Here is a 15,617-nt window from a genome sequence, read left to right on the forward strand (position 1 = left end):
CCCTGGCCGGCCCGTCGCCACGGCGATCCAGGAACAAGGGCCTCCGGCCGCGCGCAAAAATCATGATCGCGCAACCTTTGGCTCAGACGGCGGATGACCGCGCCACCCACACGCCCCGCGCAGCCCGCGCGGTTCGCGGAGGCCCTGCCCGGTGGTCGGTGGAGCGAGGATCCGGCCGTCGTCGAGGCCCACCGGCTGGACCGCTCCGGGTGGGATCCGCAGGGCAGGCCGCTCGGGGTGGCCTTCGCCCGTCACGTGGCGGATGTCCAGGCGGTGCTGCGCGGGACGAGGCCGACTGCTCCAGACCATCACCGCCGAGCTGGAGCATGCGATGGCCCTCGTCGGCGCTCGCGACCTGGACGAACTCACCCCCGATCTGGTGGCACTCCCGATCAGCACCGAATCGTGGACGGCGCCGAGCCGATGACTGCCCCCGACCGTCGCGTCGCGGTCGGGATCGGGTGGTGAAAGTTATTCCCCCGGTAATGTCAATCGATATTGTGAAGTAGTGCGTTTCGTCGCGCTCTCATTGATTATCAACTTGCCGGACCCGAACACGGGCATGACCATGAGTCAGCACGACACGCTGACCAGCGTGTTCGCCCAGGCAGAGCTGGTCGAGCGGCTCTGCTATGACGCTTACCAGATCGGTGAGAGGCACGGTGCCCCGTTCCTGTGCTCGTCACCCCCTGTGCTGCTGACCGCAGTGGCCGCGCGCACCAGCCGCGTCCGGCTACTCACCGACGTGACCGTGCTCAGCATCCACGACCCGGTCCGGGTTGCCGAGGAGTACGCGCTGTTCGACCACCTCAGCGGCGGGCGTCTCGATCTCGTCATAGCGAAGGGCAACCACGCTCCGTACTACGCCGTATTCGGGCTCGATCCCGCCGAGCAGTGGGACGTTCTGGCCGAGAAGTACGAGACCTTACCGGCCAGCTCCGAAGCGATGATCCACATCGCCGCGATCGACAACCTTGCCAAGCGTATAACGGACGAAACCGCACCCACCTGGCAAGGCACCTACTAGGACACAAGCCGCAATCAGATCAAATCAAACATCCACTCAGGCGGCTCCTTCATCGACGATGAGTGGGTATGGAAGAACATCAAGAGAGACAACGTCGGAAAACTCGCCGTGCGCACCGTCGACGATATGCGTAACGGCATCCAGAAGGCCGTCAGTCGACTGGTGGAAATTCCGGAGATTGTCCTTGGATTCTTCCGGGACCCCAAATTGGCCTATATCGGGATTTCGGTAGGCTAGTTCCTTCTTAGTAGGTGTCAGTAATATGACGTTTTGCCGGGTGGCGTTGCCCGTTCGCATTTACGAGCTACGAACCGGACGACTCGTGACCGACACCAGGGTGGAGATCGGCGGCACAAGCTGCCCTTCCGTCATCTACGGCGACGGCACCACGAAGATGTACGTCACCCCCTCCGATTCCCAGGTACAGGCCGTCTTCAGACCACTGATCAGCCCGTGACTGCCTGTGGGGTGCCAGAAGGCGCTGCGACACGAGGTCGCAGTGCGCCGTGAGACGCGGGGAATCGAAGGAGGTGCAAGACCTCCTCGCCAGGCTGTCGCAGCAGGCAGGAGTCGCGTGGGGAGGAGCCGTGTCAGGCAGGTTGTCGGACACCGTCGCAGGGTGGGTCGTCACATAGCAGCGGCCCGGCGCGTTAGCCTGACCTGGCCGGGTGGGCCGGGTGGGCCGGTTGCCGGTTCGGCCCGAACCTTCGCCGCGGGAAAAGGGGCCGGTGGTCCCCCGCATCCGGAAACGTGTTTCTGTCATTGATTCCCGAAAGTCCCGGAGTGCGTGTTGTCGGCGCACGTTGAAACGCTTTTCTCGCACGTCCACGTATATATGTGATGCGGTTGTTGTCGAAATCGGCGTGACCGGGAACTCGCCCGCCGTGAGACGGGGATTTGACACCGCGAAACACTCTGGAAGCAATGCCTCCGTATAAGAAGGACGTGCGAGCCTTGTGGCCCGCTCTACCCGCGGTCGAACCGTGGGTACGCACCCTCGCCGACCGTCGGTCATTGAGGAGGTCCACTTACGTGGCCAAGCAAATCCAGCATCTGGACCGGGTGGCAATCCGGTTCGCCGGTGACTCCGGCGACGGCATGCAGCTCACCGGCGACCGTTTCGCCTCCGAGACTGCCATCCTGGGAAACGACCTGTCCACCCTGCCCAACTACCCCGCCGAGATCCGTGCCCCATCAGGCTCGTTGCACGGCGTGTCCAGCTTCCAGGTACATTTCGCCGCTCACGACGTCCTCACGCCCGGTGACTCGCCGGACGTTCTGGTGGCAATGAACCCGGCGGCGCTACGGGCCAATATCGCGGATCTGCCGCCGAACGCGGAAATCATTGTCAACACCGACGAGTTCACCCCGCGTAACCTGGAGAAGGTCGGTTACACGAGCAACCCGCTGGAGAACGACTCGCTCGACGGGTATACGGTGCACCGGGTACCGCTGACGACCGCGACCATCGCCGCGCTCGCCGACCTCGACGTCTCCAAGAAGGACGCCGAGCGGGCGAAGAACATGTTCGCGCTCGGGCTGCTGTCCTGGATGTACAGCCGGTCCACCGAGGGCACGGTGGAGTTCCTGAAGCAGAAGTTCGCCAAGAAGCCGAAGCTGGCCGCCGCGAACGTGGCCGCGTTCCAGGCGGGCTGGAACTACGGTGAGACCACCGAGGACTTCGCCGTCCGTTACGAGGTGAAGCCCGCGCAGCTGGCGCCGGGCACCTACCGCAGCGTCAACGGCAACACCGCGCTCGCGTATGGTCTGGCCGCCGCCGGTCTGCGCGCCCACCTGCCGGTCTTCCTCGGCGCCTACCCGATCACCCCGGCCTCGGAGATTCTGCACGAACTGTCCGCGTTCAAGCGCTTCGGGGTGACGACCTTCCAGGCCGAGGACGAGATCGCCGCGGTCGGTTCGGCGCTCGGTGCCTCCTACGGTGGCGGGCTCGGTGTCACCTCCACCTCCGGTCCGGGGCTTGCGCTCAAGACCGAGACCCTCGGCCTCGCGGTGATGTTGGAGCTGCCGCTGGTCGTCGTGAACGTGCAGCGCGCCGGCCCGTCGACCGGTCTGCCGACCAAGACCGAGCAGTCCGACCTGAACATCGCCCTGTTCGGCCGGCATGGTGAGGCTCCGCTCGCGGTGATCGCGGCCCGGTCGCCCGCGGACTGCTTCTACGCGGCGGTGGAGGCGGCGCGCATCGCGCTGACCTACCGGATGCCGGTCATCCTGCTCTCCGACGGCTATCTGGCCAACGGCTCCGAGCCGTGGCTGCTGCCGGACCCGGCGGACCTGCCGGACCTGCAAGTCGAGTTCGCCACCGAGCCCAACGGGCCCGACGGCAAGTTCCTGCCGTACCTGCACGACCCGCACACGCTGGCCCGCCCGTGGGCGGTGCCGGGCACGCCGGGCCTGGAGCACCGTGTCGGCGGTCTGGAGAAGGCCGACGGGACCGGCGCGGTCTCCTATGTGCCGGCCGACCACGACCTGATGATGCGGCTGCGTGCCGCCCGGGTCGAGGCGATCGACGTCCCCGACCTGGAGGTCGAGGACCCCTCCGGTGACGCCCGGGTGCTGGTGCTCGGCTGGGGTTCCACCTACGGGCCGATCGGTGCTGCCTGCCGCAAGCTGCGGGAACGTGGTGTGTCCATCGCCCAGGCGCATCTGCGTCACATCGCGCCGATGCCGAAGAACGTCGGCGCGGTGCTCGCCGGCTACGACCGTGTCGTCATCCCGGAGATGAACCTCGGGCAGCTCGCCCACGTGGTGCGTGAGCGGTATCTGGTCGACACCGTGTCCTACAACAAGGTCAACGGCCAGCCGTTCACCTCGGCGGAGCTGGAGACGGTCCTCGAGGAGGTCGTGCGCAATGCCTGAGGTACCCGTCAAGCTGACCGCCAAGGACTTCCGGTCGGATCAGGAGGTCCGGTGGTGCCCGGGATGCGGTGACTTCGCGATCCTGTCGGCGATCCAGTCGTTCATGCCGGAACTGGGCATTGCGCGGGAGAACATCACGTTCGTCTCCGGGATCGGCTGTTCGTCCCGGTTCCCGTACTACCTCAACACCTACGGTATGCACTCGATCCACGGCCGGGCGCCGGCGATCGCGACAGGGCTCGCGGTCAGCCGTCCCGACCTGTCGGTGTGGGTGGTCAGCGGCGACGGGGACGCGCTGTCGATCGGTGGTAACCACCTCATCCATGCGCTGCGCCGCAACGTCAACCTCAAGATCCTGCTGTTCAACAACCGGATCTACGGGTTGACCAAGGGTCAGTGCTCGCCCACGTCGGAGTTCGGCAAGGTCACCAAGTCGACGCCGGTCGGCTCCCGGGACACCCCATTCAACCCGATCGCGCTGGCGCTCGGCGCCGAGGCGTCATTCGTGGCCCGGACCGTCGACTCCGATCGCAAGCATCTGCACTCGGTGCTGCGCGCCGCCGCCGCGCACCAGGGCAGCGCCTTCATCGAGATCTACCAGAACTGCGCCATCTTCAACGACGGCGCGTTCGACGTCCTGAAGGACCCGGCCAGCCGGGATTCGGTGCTCGTCCGCCTCGAGCACGGCAAGCCGATCACGTTCGGTGCGTCCGGGGAGAAGTGCGTGGTGCGCGAGCCGCGCGGCTTCGGCCTGGAGGTCGCGGACACCGCCAACGTCCCGCGTAGCGAGATCATCGTGCACGACGAGACGGTGGAGGGCCCGGCATACGCCTTCACCCTGTCCCGGTTGTCCGACTCCGACCTGAGCAACACCCCGATCGGGGTGTTCCGCCGGGTGGGTCGCCCCACCTACGAGTCGATGGTGGCGGAACAGAACGCCTCCGCGCGGGCGGGTAACGCGAACGCGACTCCCGACGAGCTGCTGTCCGAACTGTTGCACTCGGGCAACACCTGGACGCTCGGCTGACCCTCGGGTCCTCGCCGATTCGTTTATTCGCTGATCTTTCCCGTTCTCTGGTTTTCGGAACGTTCTGGCGTTCCCCGGCCGTTGGCGTCCTCCTCACGCCCGCGACCGGGGAACGCCTTTGTTGTTTTCGCCACTGTTATTACCGGCCGGTCCGGGAGGCCGTTATTTCCCGGGTCGTTCGAACAATGGGTCGGGCCATTGGTCGGCGGACCCGGGTGCATGCGTCCCACGGGTCGCCCGGGGACCTGATTTGGTCACGGATCCCAATCGTAAAGAAATCGCGGCGAGACACCCTGTCGAATTGCACGCAGGGCACGGTGCCGACCGGCGGTGCACCATCCGGCGCCGGTCGTTCGCGCCGTTGGTCCCAGGGTCATTCGGACACCCGGCCCGGGCTTCTTCGGCTATTCGTCCCAGAATCCCGGATGGGCCGGAAACGTAACTGGGAAGATACGGCGCTTAAAGCGCCCGAAACAACGGCGGGCGACATTTCTAATCGCGGCGCTTCAACGGCGAGGCCCGCGGAAGTCGCCACCGGACGCGGACCGCAGATCGCAGGCATCCGCAGCACGCCACCTTCGGTATCGAAGGTGGCCGGCGGCTTCCAGCGCGGCAGCCCAGGCTGCGGGATCCAGGCTTCTCCGCTTCGACTTCGACCGATGGAGGGCAACTGATGGAGGGCACACGCGATGTGGAGCACAACATCATGATCGGGTTCTGTGACACCACCCTGCGTGACGGTGAGCAGGCCCCGGGCGTTGCCTTCACGGCCGAGGAGAAGCTGGCCATCGCGTCCGCCCTTGACGCGGTGGGAGTGCAGCAGATCGAAGCGGGTGTGCCGGCCATGGGCCCGTCCGAACGCGAGGTCATGCGTCGCATCGCGTCGGCCGGCTTGCGGGCGGAGGTCGTGGCCTGGTGCCGCGCCACCCGCTCCGACGTCGACGCGGCGGCGGCCTGCGGCGTTCGTCGGGTCCACCTCAGCATTCCCGTCTCCGACCTGCACCTGCGGCACAAGCTCGGTCGGGACCGGGCGTGGGCACGCGGTCAGATCCGTGACTGCGTCGCCGACGCCCTCGACCGGGGGCTCACCGTCGGGGTCGGATTCGAGGACGCCTCGCGGGCGGACGACGGCTTCGTCATCGAGCTCGCCGACGAACTGTTCCGAGGTGGCGTCGACCGCCTGCGGTGGGCCGACACCGTCGGGGTGCTGGAGCCCTTCGGGGCGTTCGCCCGCATGTCCCGGCTGGTGGGCGCCGTGCCCGCCAACTGGGAGATCCACGCCCATGACGACTTCGGGCTGGCCACCGCCAACACGCTTGCGGCGGTCCGGGCCGGCTTCGGGTTCGTCAGCACCACGGTCGCGGGGCTCGGTGAGCGGGCCGGCAACGCGCCCCTGGAGGAGGTGGCGATGGCACTTCGCCACCTGCTCGGCTTCAGGGTCGGCCTGGACACGACGTCCTTTCGCGCCCTCGCTCGGCTGGTCTCTCGTGCGGCACGCCGTCCCGTGCCGTGCGGGAAGGCGATCGTGGGCGGGTCGGCGTTCATCCACGAGTCCGGCATCCACGTGGACGGGGTGCTCAAGGCGCCAACGATCTACGAGCCCTTCGACCCCGCGGAGGTCGGCGCCCGGCGTCGGCTGGTCGTGGGCAAGCACGCGGGGCGGGCGTCACTGCGCCACGCCCTGCGCCAGCACGGCATCGACGCCGACGAGCGTGTTCTCGGACCCGTTCTGGAGGGTCTGCGGTCGCACGTCTCACTGCTCAAGCGTCCGTTGCGCTCGGACGAGGTCCGTGACCTCTACGAGCTCGCGGCGGCCGGCACCACGGTCCCGGAGTCCCGCGGTGCCTCCGGCACGGGGATCTCGGTCACCTCCTGACTGCAGGGCCAGTACCACCTCAGTCACCCCAACCACTGACGCACGCATGCGTGCGGTGAAGGAGCACACACCCATGAGGCAGCTCGCGTTCTACGGCAAGGGCGGTATCGGCAAATCCACCACCCAGCAGAACACGATGGCCGCTCTCGCCGAGCGCGGTAACCGCGTGATGATCGTCGGTTGCGACCCGAAGGCGGACTCCACCCGTCTGATCCTGCACTCGAAGGCGCAGCACACGGTCATCGAGAAGGCCGCCGAGAAGGGGTCCGTCGAGGATCTCGAGCTCGACGAGGTCATGCTCACCGGCGCGTGGGACATCCGCTGCGTCGAGTCGGGTGGTCCCGAGCCGGGCGTCGGCTGCGCGGGTCGCGGTGTCATCACCGCGATCACCTTCCTCGAGGAGAACGGCGCCTACGAGAACCTCGACTTCGTCACCTACGACGTCCTCGGTGACGTCGTCTGCGGTGGCTTCGCGATGCCGATCCGCCAGGGCAAGGCCCAGGAGATCTACATCGTCACCTCCGGTGAGATGATGGCGATGTACGCGGCGAACAACATCGCCCGAGGCATCCTCAAGTACGCCCACTCCGGTGGTGTCCGGCTGGGCGGGCTCATCTGCAACAGCCGTCAGACCGACCGCGAGGACGAGCTCATCATGGAGCTCGCGCGGCGGCTGAACACCCAGATGATCCACTTCGTGCCCCGCGACAACATCGTGCAGCACGCCGAGCTGCGCCGCATGACGGTCATCGAGTACCAGCCCGAGGCGAACCAGGCCAACGAGTACCGCGAGCTGGCACGCAAGATCGAAGAGAACGACATGAAGACCATCCCCACGCCGATCACCATGGACGAGCTCGAGGAGCTCCTGATCGACTTCGGGATCATGGAGCAGGAGGACGAGTCGATTGTCGGCCAGAAGGCCGCGGCCGTCGGCGCCTGACCGATCCGCACTTTCACAAGGAAGGTTCGTCGTGACTCCTGCGCAGTCCTCTCCCGAGATCCTGGCGACCAAGACCCAGGAAATGATCGACGAGGTCCTGGCCGCGTACCCCGACAAGGTCGCCAAGGACCGCCACAAGCACGTCAAGCCGAACGACCCGGCCGGGTCGAAGGAATGTGACGTCAAGAGCAACGTCAAGTCCCGCCCAGGGGTCATGACGCTGCGTGGTTGCGCCTACGCCGGGTCCAAGGGTGTGGTGTGGGGCCCCATCAAGGACCTCGTCTCCATCAGCCACGGCCCGGTGGGGTGCGGCCAGTACACCTGGGGCACCCGGCGCAACTACGCCAACGGGCAGCTCGGTATCGACAACTTCACCGTCATGCAGGTCACCAGCAACTTCCAGGAGAAGGACATCGTCTTCGGCGGTGACAAGAAGCTCACCGCCCTCCTGGACGAGCTGGTCGAGGTGTTCCCGCTGGCCAAGGGCGTCTCCATCCAGTCCGAGTGCCCCATCGGTCTGATCGGTGACGACCTGGAGGCCGTCGCGACCGCGGCGACCAAGAAGCTGAACATCCCGGTCGTGCCGGTGCGCTGTGAGGGTTTCCGCGGCATCAGCCAGTCGCTGGGCCACCACATCGCCAACGACGCGATCCGCGACCACCTGCTCGGCGCGCGTGAGCTGCCCGAGCAGACCCCGTATGACATCACCCTGCTCGGTGACTACAACATCGGCGGTGACGCCTGGGCGTCCCGCATGATCCTGGAGGACATGGGCCTGCGCGTCATCGCCCAGTGGTCCGGTGACGGCACCGTCAACGAGATGGCCACGGCGCATCTGGCCAAGCTCAACGTCCTGCACTGCTACCGCTCCATGAACTACATCGCCACCACGATGGAGGAGCGGTACGGCACCCCCTGGACCGAGTTCAACTTCTTCGGTCCCACGAAGATCGCCGAGTCGATGCGCAAGATCGCCGAGTACTTCGACGACACGATCAAGGAGAAGACCGAGGCCGCCATCGCGCGCTACCAGGCCTTCTTCGACAAGGTCCGCGAGACCTACCGGCACCGTCTCGAGGGCAAGACCGTCATGCTCGCCGTCGGTGGCCTGCGTCCCCGCCACACCATCGGCGCCTACGAGGACCTCGGTATGGAGGTCATCGGCACCGGCTACGAATTCGGGCACAAGGACGACTACACGCGCAGCTACCCCGAGCTCAAGGAAGGCATCGTCGTCTACGACGACCCGACCGCCTACGAGATGGAAGAGTTCACCAAGCGGCTCAAGCCCGACCTGATCGGTGCCGGCATCAAGGAGAAGTACGTCTCGCACAAGATGCGGACGCCGTTCCGCCAGATGCACTCCTGGGACTACTCCGGTCCGTATCACGGGGTCGAAGGCTTCGCCATCTTCGCCCGGGACATGGACAGCGCCGTGAACAGCCCGACGTGGAACCTGTTCGACGCCCCGTGGGCAGCTTCCAAGAAGGACTGACTTTCCCCGCGAAGGACGCATGTTCTTTCGCTCATGAACCGGAGGAGTGCTGGTGTCCGACAAGCCTGACGCACTCACAGTGCGCGATCACAACACATTGTTCAAAAGCCCTGAATACCAGGAGCAGCGCGAGCGCAAGAAGCAGTTCGAGGGCGGCTCCTCGCCTGAGGAGGTCGCCCGGGTCGCCGAATGGACCCGCACCTGGGAGTACCGGGAGAAGAACTTCGCCCGCGAGCAGTTGTCGATCAACCCGTTGAAGGCGTGCCAGCCGCTGGGCGCGGTCCTGGCGGCCGTCGGCTTCGCCGGGACGCTCCCGCTGGTGCACGGCTCGCAGGGGTGCACGTCCTATTTCCGCGGTCACCTCTCCCGGCATTTCAAGGAGCCGGTGCCCACGGTGTCGTCGTCGATGACCGAGGACTCGGCCGTCTTCGGCGGGTTGAACAACCTCATCGAGGCCCTCGGCACCTCGGTGCACCTGTACAAGCCCGACATGGTTGCGGTGTCCACCACCTGCATGGCGGAGGTGATCGGCGACGACCTGCAGAACTTCATCGCCAGCGCCCGCCAGAAGGGCGCGATCTCCGAGGAGATCGCCGTACCGTACGCCCACACGCCGAGCTTCGTCGGCTCGCACGTCCTGGGCTACGACAACATGCTGCGGGGCATCCTCACCTACCTGACCGAGGGCAAGAAGGCCAAGTCCAACGGCACCGTCAACATCGTGCCGGGCTTCGACCCCTACGTCGGCAACATCCGGGAGATCAAGCGTCTGCTCGATGTCCTCGGCGTCAAGCATGTCGTCCTGGGCGACCACAGCGACAGCCTGGACTCCCCGGCCACGGGCGAGTACCACATGTACCCCGGTGGTACCCCCCTGGAAGCCGCGGCGGACTCGATCAACGCCGACGCCACGATCTTCCTTCAGGCCCTCGGCTCCTACCGCACCAAGGAGATCACGGGCAAGTGGGACGGCGAGACGGTCATGCTCAACCCGCCGATCGGCATCGCCAACACCGACACCTTCATCACCGAGGTCGCGCGGGTGGCCGGGGTCGAGGTGCCCGATGAGATCACCGCGGAGCGCGGCCGGCTGCTCGACGCGATGACCGACTCGCACGCCTACCTGCACGGCAAGCGCGTGGCGATCGCGGGCGACCCGGACTTCGTCAACGGGATGCTCGGCTTCCTGCTGGAGATGGGCATGGAGCCGATCCACGTCCTGTCCAGCAACGGTGACGAGACGTGGGCGACCAGGGCCCGGGGGATCCTCGCCGGCAGCCCGTTCGGGACGAAGGCGACGGTGTGGCCGGGCAAGGACGCGTGGCACCTGCGGTCCCTGGTGTTCACCGAGCCGGTCGACCTGATCGTCGGTGCGACGCACCTCAAGCACCTCGCCCGTGAGGCGAACGTGCAGTTGTTCCGCGCCGGTTTCCCGATCTTCGACCGGCATCACCTGCACCGCTTCCCGATCTACGGCTACGCCGGGGGGCTGCAGCTGCTCACACAGCTCGTCAACTCGATCCTCGACGAGGTCGACCGCAACGCGCCCGACCACAGCTTCGACATCGTCCGCTGACCGACATCGTTCGCTGAGGTGAAGATGGCTGCCCTGACGAAAATCGACGCCGCTGTGCTCTTCGACGAGCCGGCGTGTGACCACAACCGCTCCAAGGACGCCAGGACCCGCAAGACGGGCTGCCCCAAGCCCAAGCCAGGAGGTACCGCTGGCGGGTGTGCGTTCGACGGCGCGATGATCACTCTGGTTCCGATTGCCGACGTCGCCCATGTGGTACACGGCCCGATCGCCTGTGCCGGCAACTCGTGGGACGGTCGGGGCAGCCTCTCGTCCGGCCCGACGCTCCACCGCCATGGCTTCTCCACCAACCTCGGCGAGCAGGACGTCGTGTTCGGCGGCGAGCAGCGCCTCTACGACACAGTCGTGGAGGCGGCTCGCCGCCACGGGCCGGCCGCGGTCTTCGTGTATTCCACCTGCGTCACGGCGATGATCGGCGACGACATCGACGCGGTGTGCGCGGCGGCGGCGACCGCGACCGGCGTGCCGGTGATCCCGGTGCACTCGCCGGGTATGGCCGGCAGCAAGAACCTCGGTAACCGCCTCGCCGGTGAGGCGCTGCTGGAGCACGTCATCGGCACGGTGGAGCCTGCCTTCACCACGCCGTACGACGTGAACCTGGTCGGTGAGTACAACATCGCCGGTGAGATGTGGGACGTCACCCCAGTGCTCGGCGAACTCGGTATCCGGGTGCTGGCGAGCATCAGCGGTGACGCGCGGTACGCCGACATCGCAGCCGCGCACCGGGCCAGGGCGACGATGGTCGTGTGCTCACGCGCACTGCTGTCCCTCGCCCGAGGGCTGGAAAAACGGTACGGCATCCCCTGGTTCGAGGGCAGTTTCTACGGCACCCGGGCCATGAGCGAGAGCATCCGCGGGTTCGTCCGGCTCCTCGGTGACGATGACCTCACCTGGCGTGCCGAGGCCCTGATCGCGCGGGAGGAGGCCGCGCTCGCCCGGGTACTCGAGCCCTACCGCGAGCGTCTCGCGGGAGCCCGCGCCGTCCTTTACACCGGCGGCGTCAAAAGCTGGTCGCTGGTCTCCGCACTGCAGGACCTCGACATCGAGGTCGTCGCCTCCGGCGCGACGAAGAGCACCGAGGAGGACGTCGACAAGATCACTCAACTGCTCGGGCCGGACGGGATCGTCATCCGCAACGGCACCCCCGCGGAACTGTTGCGGGTCGTCTCGGAGACCAACGCGGACGTTCTGATCGCCGGTGGTCGCAACCAGTACACCGCGCTCAAGGGCAAACTGCCGTTCCTCGACGTCAACCAGGAACGCCACCACGCCTTCGCCGGCTACACGGGAATGATCGAAATTGCCCGCCGCCTCGACCTGGCGCTGTCCAGCCCGGTCTGGGAGCAGGTCCGCGCGCCGGCCCCGTGGGACGAGGGGGACGCCGGGCACCACCATTCGGTGAGCCCCGTCCGACGCCCGGTCGGCCCGGTCGGCCCGGTCGACGGTGTCGATGAAGACGAGGTTCCCGAAGGAGACGCCGACGACGACGCGGGCGGGGCACCCTGATGGCCCGCGTCACGAACGGCGGGCGCCGCGCCGCGTTCGACCCGCTCAAACACAGCCAGCCTCTCGGCGGTGCGCTGGTCTTCCTGGGGCTTGCCCGCTGTATCCCGTTGCTGCACGGGGCCCAGGGCTGCTCCGCCTTTGCCAAGGCGCTGCTGACCCGCCACTTCCGTGAGCCGATCCCGCTGCAGAGCACCGCGATCAACGATGTCAGCGCCGTCCTCGGTTCCTCGGATTCGGTGCTGACGGCTCTCGACACCATCACCGAGCGCCACCGCCCCGACATCGTCGGGGTGCTCACGACCGGGGTGACCGAGATCTGCGAGGAGGACATGTTCGGCATGCTGAGCGCGTCGAAGTACGACGCGGGATCACGGGCGCCGATGGTCATCCCGGTATCCACACCGGACTTCCGCGGTGGGCTGTCCGACGGCTGGTCCGCGGCTCTGGAGGCGCTCGTCCACGCGGTGCCCCCGTACGGGCGGACCATACCGGGCCGTGCCGCCGTGCTCGTCGGCCCCTGCCTGACCGCGGTGGACCTCGACGAGGTCGCCGACCTCGTGCGGGCCTTCGGCCTCGATCCGGTGCTCCTGCCGGATCTGTCCGGGTCGCTCGACGGCCACCTCGACCACGGGTGGTCGCCGCTGACCACCGGCGGGACGACCGCCACCGCGCTGGGAGAACTGGCCGGCTGCGAGGCGGTGGTCACCGTCGGGGCGGCGGCCGCCGCCGCGGGCGCAACCCTGGCGGCCAAGGCCGGTGCCGTCCTGTTCGCCCACGACCATCTCAGCGGCCTCGCCGCGACCGACCGGCTCGTCACCGACCTCACCCGCTACAGCGGTGTCGCGGCGCCCGCCCCCGTGCGGCGTTGGCGTCGTCGGCTCGCCGACGGGCTGATGGACAGCCACTTCGTCCTCGGCGGCGCCCGGGTGGCACTCGCCCTCGAGCCCGACCAGCTGGTCGCGGTCGGATCGCTCCTCACCGACGTGGGCGCCGAGATCGTCACCGCCGTGTCGCCGACCGATGCCCCGGTGCTGGCGCGGGCGCCGTGGGAGGAGGTCGTCGTCGGAGACTTCGTCGACCTGTCCGAACGGGCGGCGGCGGCCGGTGCCGAACTGGTGATCGCGTCCAGCCACGGGCGTGATGTCGCGGCCGGTCTCGGTGCCGCCCATCTCACGATGGGATTTCCCGTCTACGACCGGATGGGCGTCCAGCTGCGTGCCACAGCGGGTTACCGCGGCAGCCTCCAGCTGCTCGTGGACGCGGCCAACTGCCTTCTCGAACATCGCGAGTCACACCATGCGGGACGCCGGCCACGGTCGCGGGTGACGTCCGTCGAGTCACTGGAGGAGTCGCCATGTTGAAGGTCGCGTTCGCCACCGGCGACGGAACCGTCGTCGACCAGCATTTCGGCTCATGCCGCCGGTTCGACGTCTACGAGGTTTCCGCGGACCTTGCCTCGCTGTACGAGAGCAGGGTCCTCGGCCCTGCCGCCGACGACGAGGCCACGAAGATCGACAGCAGGCTGGACGCGGTGCGCGACTGCGCGATCCTGCACGTCTGCGCGATCGGGGGGACCGCCGCCGCGAAGGTGGTCCGTGCCCGGGTCCATCCCCTGAAGGTGGCCGAGGACACCGCGATCACCGATCTGATCGTCCGTCTGCAGAACGTGCTCGCCGGAAACCCGCCGCCGTGGCTGCGCAAGCTGCTGCGCGAGGCCACGCCCGGCGCCGCCTCCACCTGGAGTCCGCGATGACCTTCGAGACCGCTCCCGCCCCGCCGGCTTCGGGGGCGGCCACCGCCAGGGCGGACATGACCGCAGGCTTCCTGCGCGACCTGATCGACCAGTTGCGGGCCGGCGACACCTATGGGCAGCTCGACCGTTTCAGCGCCGAGAAGCTGCTGGGCCCGTTCGTGCTCACCCCGGCGCGGCGCCGCGAGCTCGGGGTCACCTGCGACATCGATCCGGCCACCGAGAGCCGGATACGCACCTACTACCAGGCTGTCGCCGTCGGGATCGAGAAGGCCACCGGACAGACCACCGGCTACCTGCTCGACCTCAGCCACGAGGGCTTCGGCCGGGTGGTGCTGTACGTGAACCGTCTGGTGGTGCTCGCAGACGTCCTGCGTGACGCGCACCGGTTCGGCTTCGACTCCCTCGACCATCTCGCCGAGCGCGGCCAGGCCCTGGTGAGCGCTGCCGCCGCGTTCGTCGACACCTATCCGGAGGTGGCCCGTGACGATTCCTGACGAGATCCCCGACCTGCGGACGCGGCTGAAGAAGCTCAACAGCCTGGCCACCCGGCTCAAGCTCGACCTGCATGACCTGGCCGAGGACCTGCCGGTCGGCTGGGAGCAGATCCTGGAGACCGCCACCGCGACCTACAACGCCTACGTCGAGATCCACCGGCTGGAAGCACAGCTCGCCAAGGCGGACGCCCAGTGAGCGCCCGGACGCCGGAGCCGCCCGTGGCCCCGGACGCCGACCGGCTGGCGGCCTTCCGCCGCTGCGAGACCGCCGAGGAGTACTTCCAGACCCTGGACGTCGCCTATGACCCGCGGGTGGTGGCCGTCAACCGGTTGCACATCCTGCGTCACTTCGCCGCGGCGGTGGCCCGGATAGACGCCGAACACGCCTCGACGGACGCCCGGACGGCGGCCTACCGCGAGGCGCTCGCGGCATCCTACGAGGCGTTCACCACCGCCACCGCACTGGATCACCGTCTGTTCAAGGTTCTGGCCGACCGTGCCCCGCGGGCCTTCGTCGAGCTGGACACCATCACCGTCGAGTCCGGGGAGAAGGCCTGATGGACATCACCTTCGAGGAACCGTCGTTCGCCGACGCAGCCTTCGACGTGGGAGATGCGGTCGTGACGGTCAAGCACCTGCGTAACGACGGTACCTATCCGGAGCCGGGGATCGCCGTCGGCGACATCCTGGTGGAGGCCGGGGCTCTCGGCCACGTCCACGGTGTCGGGGTCTATCTGCAGGAACACATCGTCTACGCGGTCGCGTTCGCCAACGGCCGGGTCGTGGGCTGCCTGGAGCGGGAGCTGGAGCCGGCGGCGGTCGCCGCGCGCCATGAAGGAGGCGAGCAGGCATGACCGACAGGTCCATCCCGCTCACGGTGCTGCCCACCCAGCGGGCCGCAGGCGTCCCTGCGACCACCGGCACCGTCGCGACCACGGGCACCGTCGCGACCACCGGCGGGTGCGCGTCGACCAAGGGCTGCGGCAGCAGCGCGACCGGCCTCGACCCCGAGATCGCCGCGAAGA

The 15,617-nt window shown here is 67.6% G+C and carries 16 protein-coding genes; all 16 read left to right on the forward strand.

The window, feature by feature from the left end; all coding sequences use genetic code 11:
* Positions 1–262 precede the first annotated feature (262 nt).
* The 16 genes from NBW77_RS19845 (at position 263) to NBW77_RS19920 (ending at position 15,446) form a co-directional block, all read left to right on the forward strand.
* Positions 263–427, forward strand: coding sequence for a hypothetical protein (locus tag NBW77_RS19845; RefSeq protein WP_175324731.1), 165 nt, complete (start codon positions 263–265; stop codon positions 425–427).
* Between the two features lie 81 nt (positions 428–508).
* Positions 509–1,027, forward strand: a complete 519-nt coding sequence (locus tag NBW77_RS22160) for an LLM class flavin-dependent oxidoreductase (RefSeq protein WP_131747202.1) — start codon at positions 509–511, stop codon at positions 1,025–1,027.
* A gap of 322 nt (positions 1,028–1,349) precedes the next feature.
* Positions 1,350–1,484 (forward strand): hypothetical protein, encoded by a 135-nt coding sequence (locus tag NBW77_RS22165; RefSeq protein WP_284346961.1) that lies wholly within the window; start codon positions 1,350–1,352, stop codon positions 1,482–1,484.
* A gap of 575 nt (positions 1,485–2,059) precedes the next feature.
* The gene (locus tag NBW77_RS19860) at positions 2,060–3,904 is read left to right on the forward strand and encodes a 2-oxoacid:acceptor oxidoreductase subunit alpha (RefSeq protein ID WP_131747201.1); all 1,845 of its coding nucleotides are present in this window, start codon (positions 2,060–2,062) and stop codon (positions 3,902–3,904) included.
* Positions 3,897–4,931, forward strand: a complete 1,035-nt coding sequence (locus tag NBW77_RS19865; protein ID WP_131747200.1) for a 2-oxoacid:ferredoxin oxidoreductase subunit beta — start codon at positions 3,897–3,899, stop codon at positions 4,929–4,931. Before NBW77_RS19860 ends, NBW77_RS19865 begins: the two co-directional genes overlap by 8 nt.
* A gap of 673 nt (positions 4,932–5,604) precedes the next feature.
* On the forward strand, positions 5,605–6,807 hold the full coding sequence (gene nifV, locus NBW77_RS19870) for a homocitrate synthase (RefSeq protein WP_131747199.1): 1,203 nt from the start codon (positions 5,605–5,607) through the stop codon (positions 6,805–6,807).
* A gap of 73 nt (positions 6,808–6,880) precedes the next feature.
* Positions 6,881–7,750: a nitrogenase iron protein gene (nifH, locus tag NBW77_RS19875; protein WP_131747198.1), complete on the forward strand. Its 870-nt coding sequence runs from the start codon at positions 6,881–6,883 to the stop codon at positions 7,748–7,750.
* An 82-nt stretch (positions 7,751–7,832) separates the two neighbouring features.
* Positions 7,833–9,245, forward strand: a complete 1,413-nt coding sequence (nifD, locus tag NBW77_RS19880; protein ID WP_131747207.1) for a nitrogenase molybdenum-iron protein alpha chain — start codon at positions 7,833–7,835, stop codon at positions 9,243–9,245.
* Between the two features lie 52 nt (positions 9,246–9,297).
* Positions 9,298–10,821, forward strand: coding sequence for a nitrogenase molybdenum-iron protein subunit beta (gene nifK, locus NBW77_RS19885; protein WP_131747197.1), 1,524 nt, complete (start codon positions 9,298–9,300; stop codon positions 10,819–10,821).
* 24 nt (positions 10,822–10,845) lie between these two features.
* Complete coding sequence (gene nifE / locus NBW77_RS19890) at positions 10,846–12,345, forward strand: nitrogenase iron-molybdenum cofactor biosynthesis protein NifE (protein ID WP_175324732.1); 1,500 nt, start codon at positions 10,846–10,848, stop codon at positions 12,343–12,345.
* Positions 12,345–13,706, forward strand: coding sequence for a nitrogenase iron-molybdenum cofactor biosynthesis protein NifN (nifN, locus tag NBW77_RS19895; RefSeq protein ID WP_250280135.1), 1,362 nt, complete (start codon positions 12,345–12,347; stop codon positions 13,704–13,706). Before nifE ends, nifN begins: the two co-directional genes overlap by 1 nt.
* Positions 13,700–14,098, forward strand: a complete 399-nt coding sequence (nifX, locus tag NBW77_RS19900) for a nitrogen fixation protein NifX (protein WP_131747196.1) — start codon at positions 13,700–13,702, stop codon at positions 14,096–14,098. Before nifN ends, nifX begins: the two co-directional genes overlap by 7 nt.
* Entirely contained in the window at positions 14,095–14,592 is a 498-nt protein-coding gene (locus NBW77_RS19905) for a NifX-associated nitrogen fixation protein (protein WP_502799504.1), read from the forward strand. The genes nifX and NBW77_RS19905 overlap by 4 nt, the downstream gene beginning before the upstream one ends.
* The gene (locus NBW77_RS19910; protein WP_131747195.1) at positions 14,579–14,788 is read left to right on the forward strand and encodes a CCE_0567 family metalloprotein; all 210 of its coding nucleotides are present in this window, start codon (positions 14,579–14,581) and stop codon (positions 14,786–14,788) included. Before NBW77_RS19905 ends, NBW77_RS19910 begins: the two co-directional genes overlap by 14 nt.
* A 23-nt stretch (positions 14,789–14,811) precedes the next feature.
* Positions 14,812–15,150, forward strand: coding sequence for a nitrogenase-stabilizing/protective protein NifW (gene nifW / locus NBW77_RS19915; protein ID WP_131747203.1), 339 nt, complete (start codon positions 14,812–14,814; stop codon positions 15,148–15,150).
* Positions 15,150–15,446 (forward strand): nitrogen fixation protein NifZ, encoded by a 297-nt coding sequence (locus NBW77_RS19920; protein ID WP_131747194.1) that lies wholly within the window; start codon positions 15,150–15,152, stop codon positions 15,444–15,446. The genes nifW and NBW77_RS19920 overlap by 1 nt, the downstream gene beginning before the upstream one ends.
* The last annotated feature ends 171 nt before the right edge of the window (positions 15,447–15,617 follow it).

It is taken from the genome of Frankia sp. Cppng1_Ct_nod, from assembly GCF_920656135.1.
In the GTDB taxonomy this organism is placed as follows: domain Bacteria; phylum Actinomycetota; class Actinomycetes; order Frankiales; family Frankiaceae; genus Protofrankia; species Protofrankia meridionalis.

What these genes read in the sequence shown, in the direction of transcription:
- NBW77_RS19845 (WP_175324731.1), top strand. Translation starts at nt 263, where the DNA reads ATGTCCAGGCGGTGCTGCGCGGGACGAGGCCGACTGCTCCAGACCATC.
- NBW77_RS19865 (WP_131747200.1), top strand. Translation starts at nt 3,897, where the DNA reads ATGCCTGAGGTACCCGTCAAGCTGACCGCCAAGGACTTCCGGTCGGAT.
- nifV (WP_131747199.1), top strand. Translation starts at nt 5,605, where the DNA reads ATGGAGGGCACACGCGATGTGGAGCACAACATCATGATCGGGTTCTGT.
- nifH (WP_131747198.1), top strand. Translation starts at nt 6,881, where the DNA reads ATGAGGCAGCTCGCGTTCTACGGCAAGGGCGGTATCGGCAAATCCACC.
- nifD (WP_131747207.1), top strand. Translation starts at nt 7,833, where the DNA reads ATGATCGACGAGGTCCTGGCCGCGTACCCCGACAAGGTCGCCAAGGAC.
- nifE (WP_175324732.1), top strand. Translation starts at nt 10,846, where the DNA reads ATGGCTGCCCTGACGAAAATCGACGCCGCTGTGCTCTTCGACGAGCCG.
- nifN (WP_250280135.1), top strand. Translation starts at nt 12,345, where the DNA reads ATGGCCCGCGTCACGAACGGCGGGCGCCGCGCCGCGTTCGACCCGCTC.
- nifX (WP_131747196.1), top strand. Translation starts at nt 13,700, where the DNA reads ATGTTGAAGGTCGCGTTCGCCACCGGCGACGGAACCGTCGTCGACCAG.
- NBW77_RS19905 (WP_502799504.1), top strand. Translation starts at nt 14,095, where the DNA reads ATGACCTTCGAGACCGCTCCCGCCCCGCCGGCTTCGGGGGCGGCCACC.
- NBW77_RS19920 (WP_131747194.1), top strand. Translation starts at nt 15,150, where the DNA reads ATGGACATCACCTTCGAGGAACCGTCGTTCGCCGACGCAGCCTTCGAC.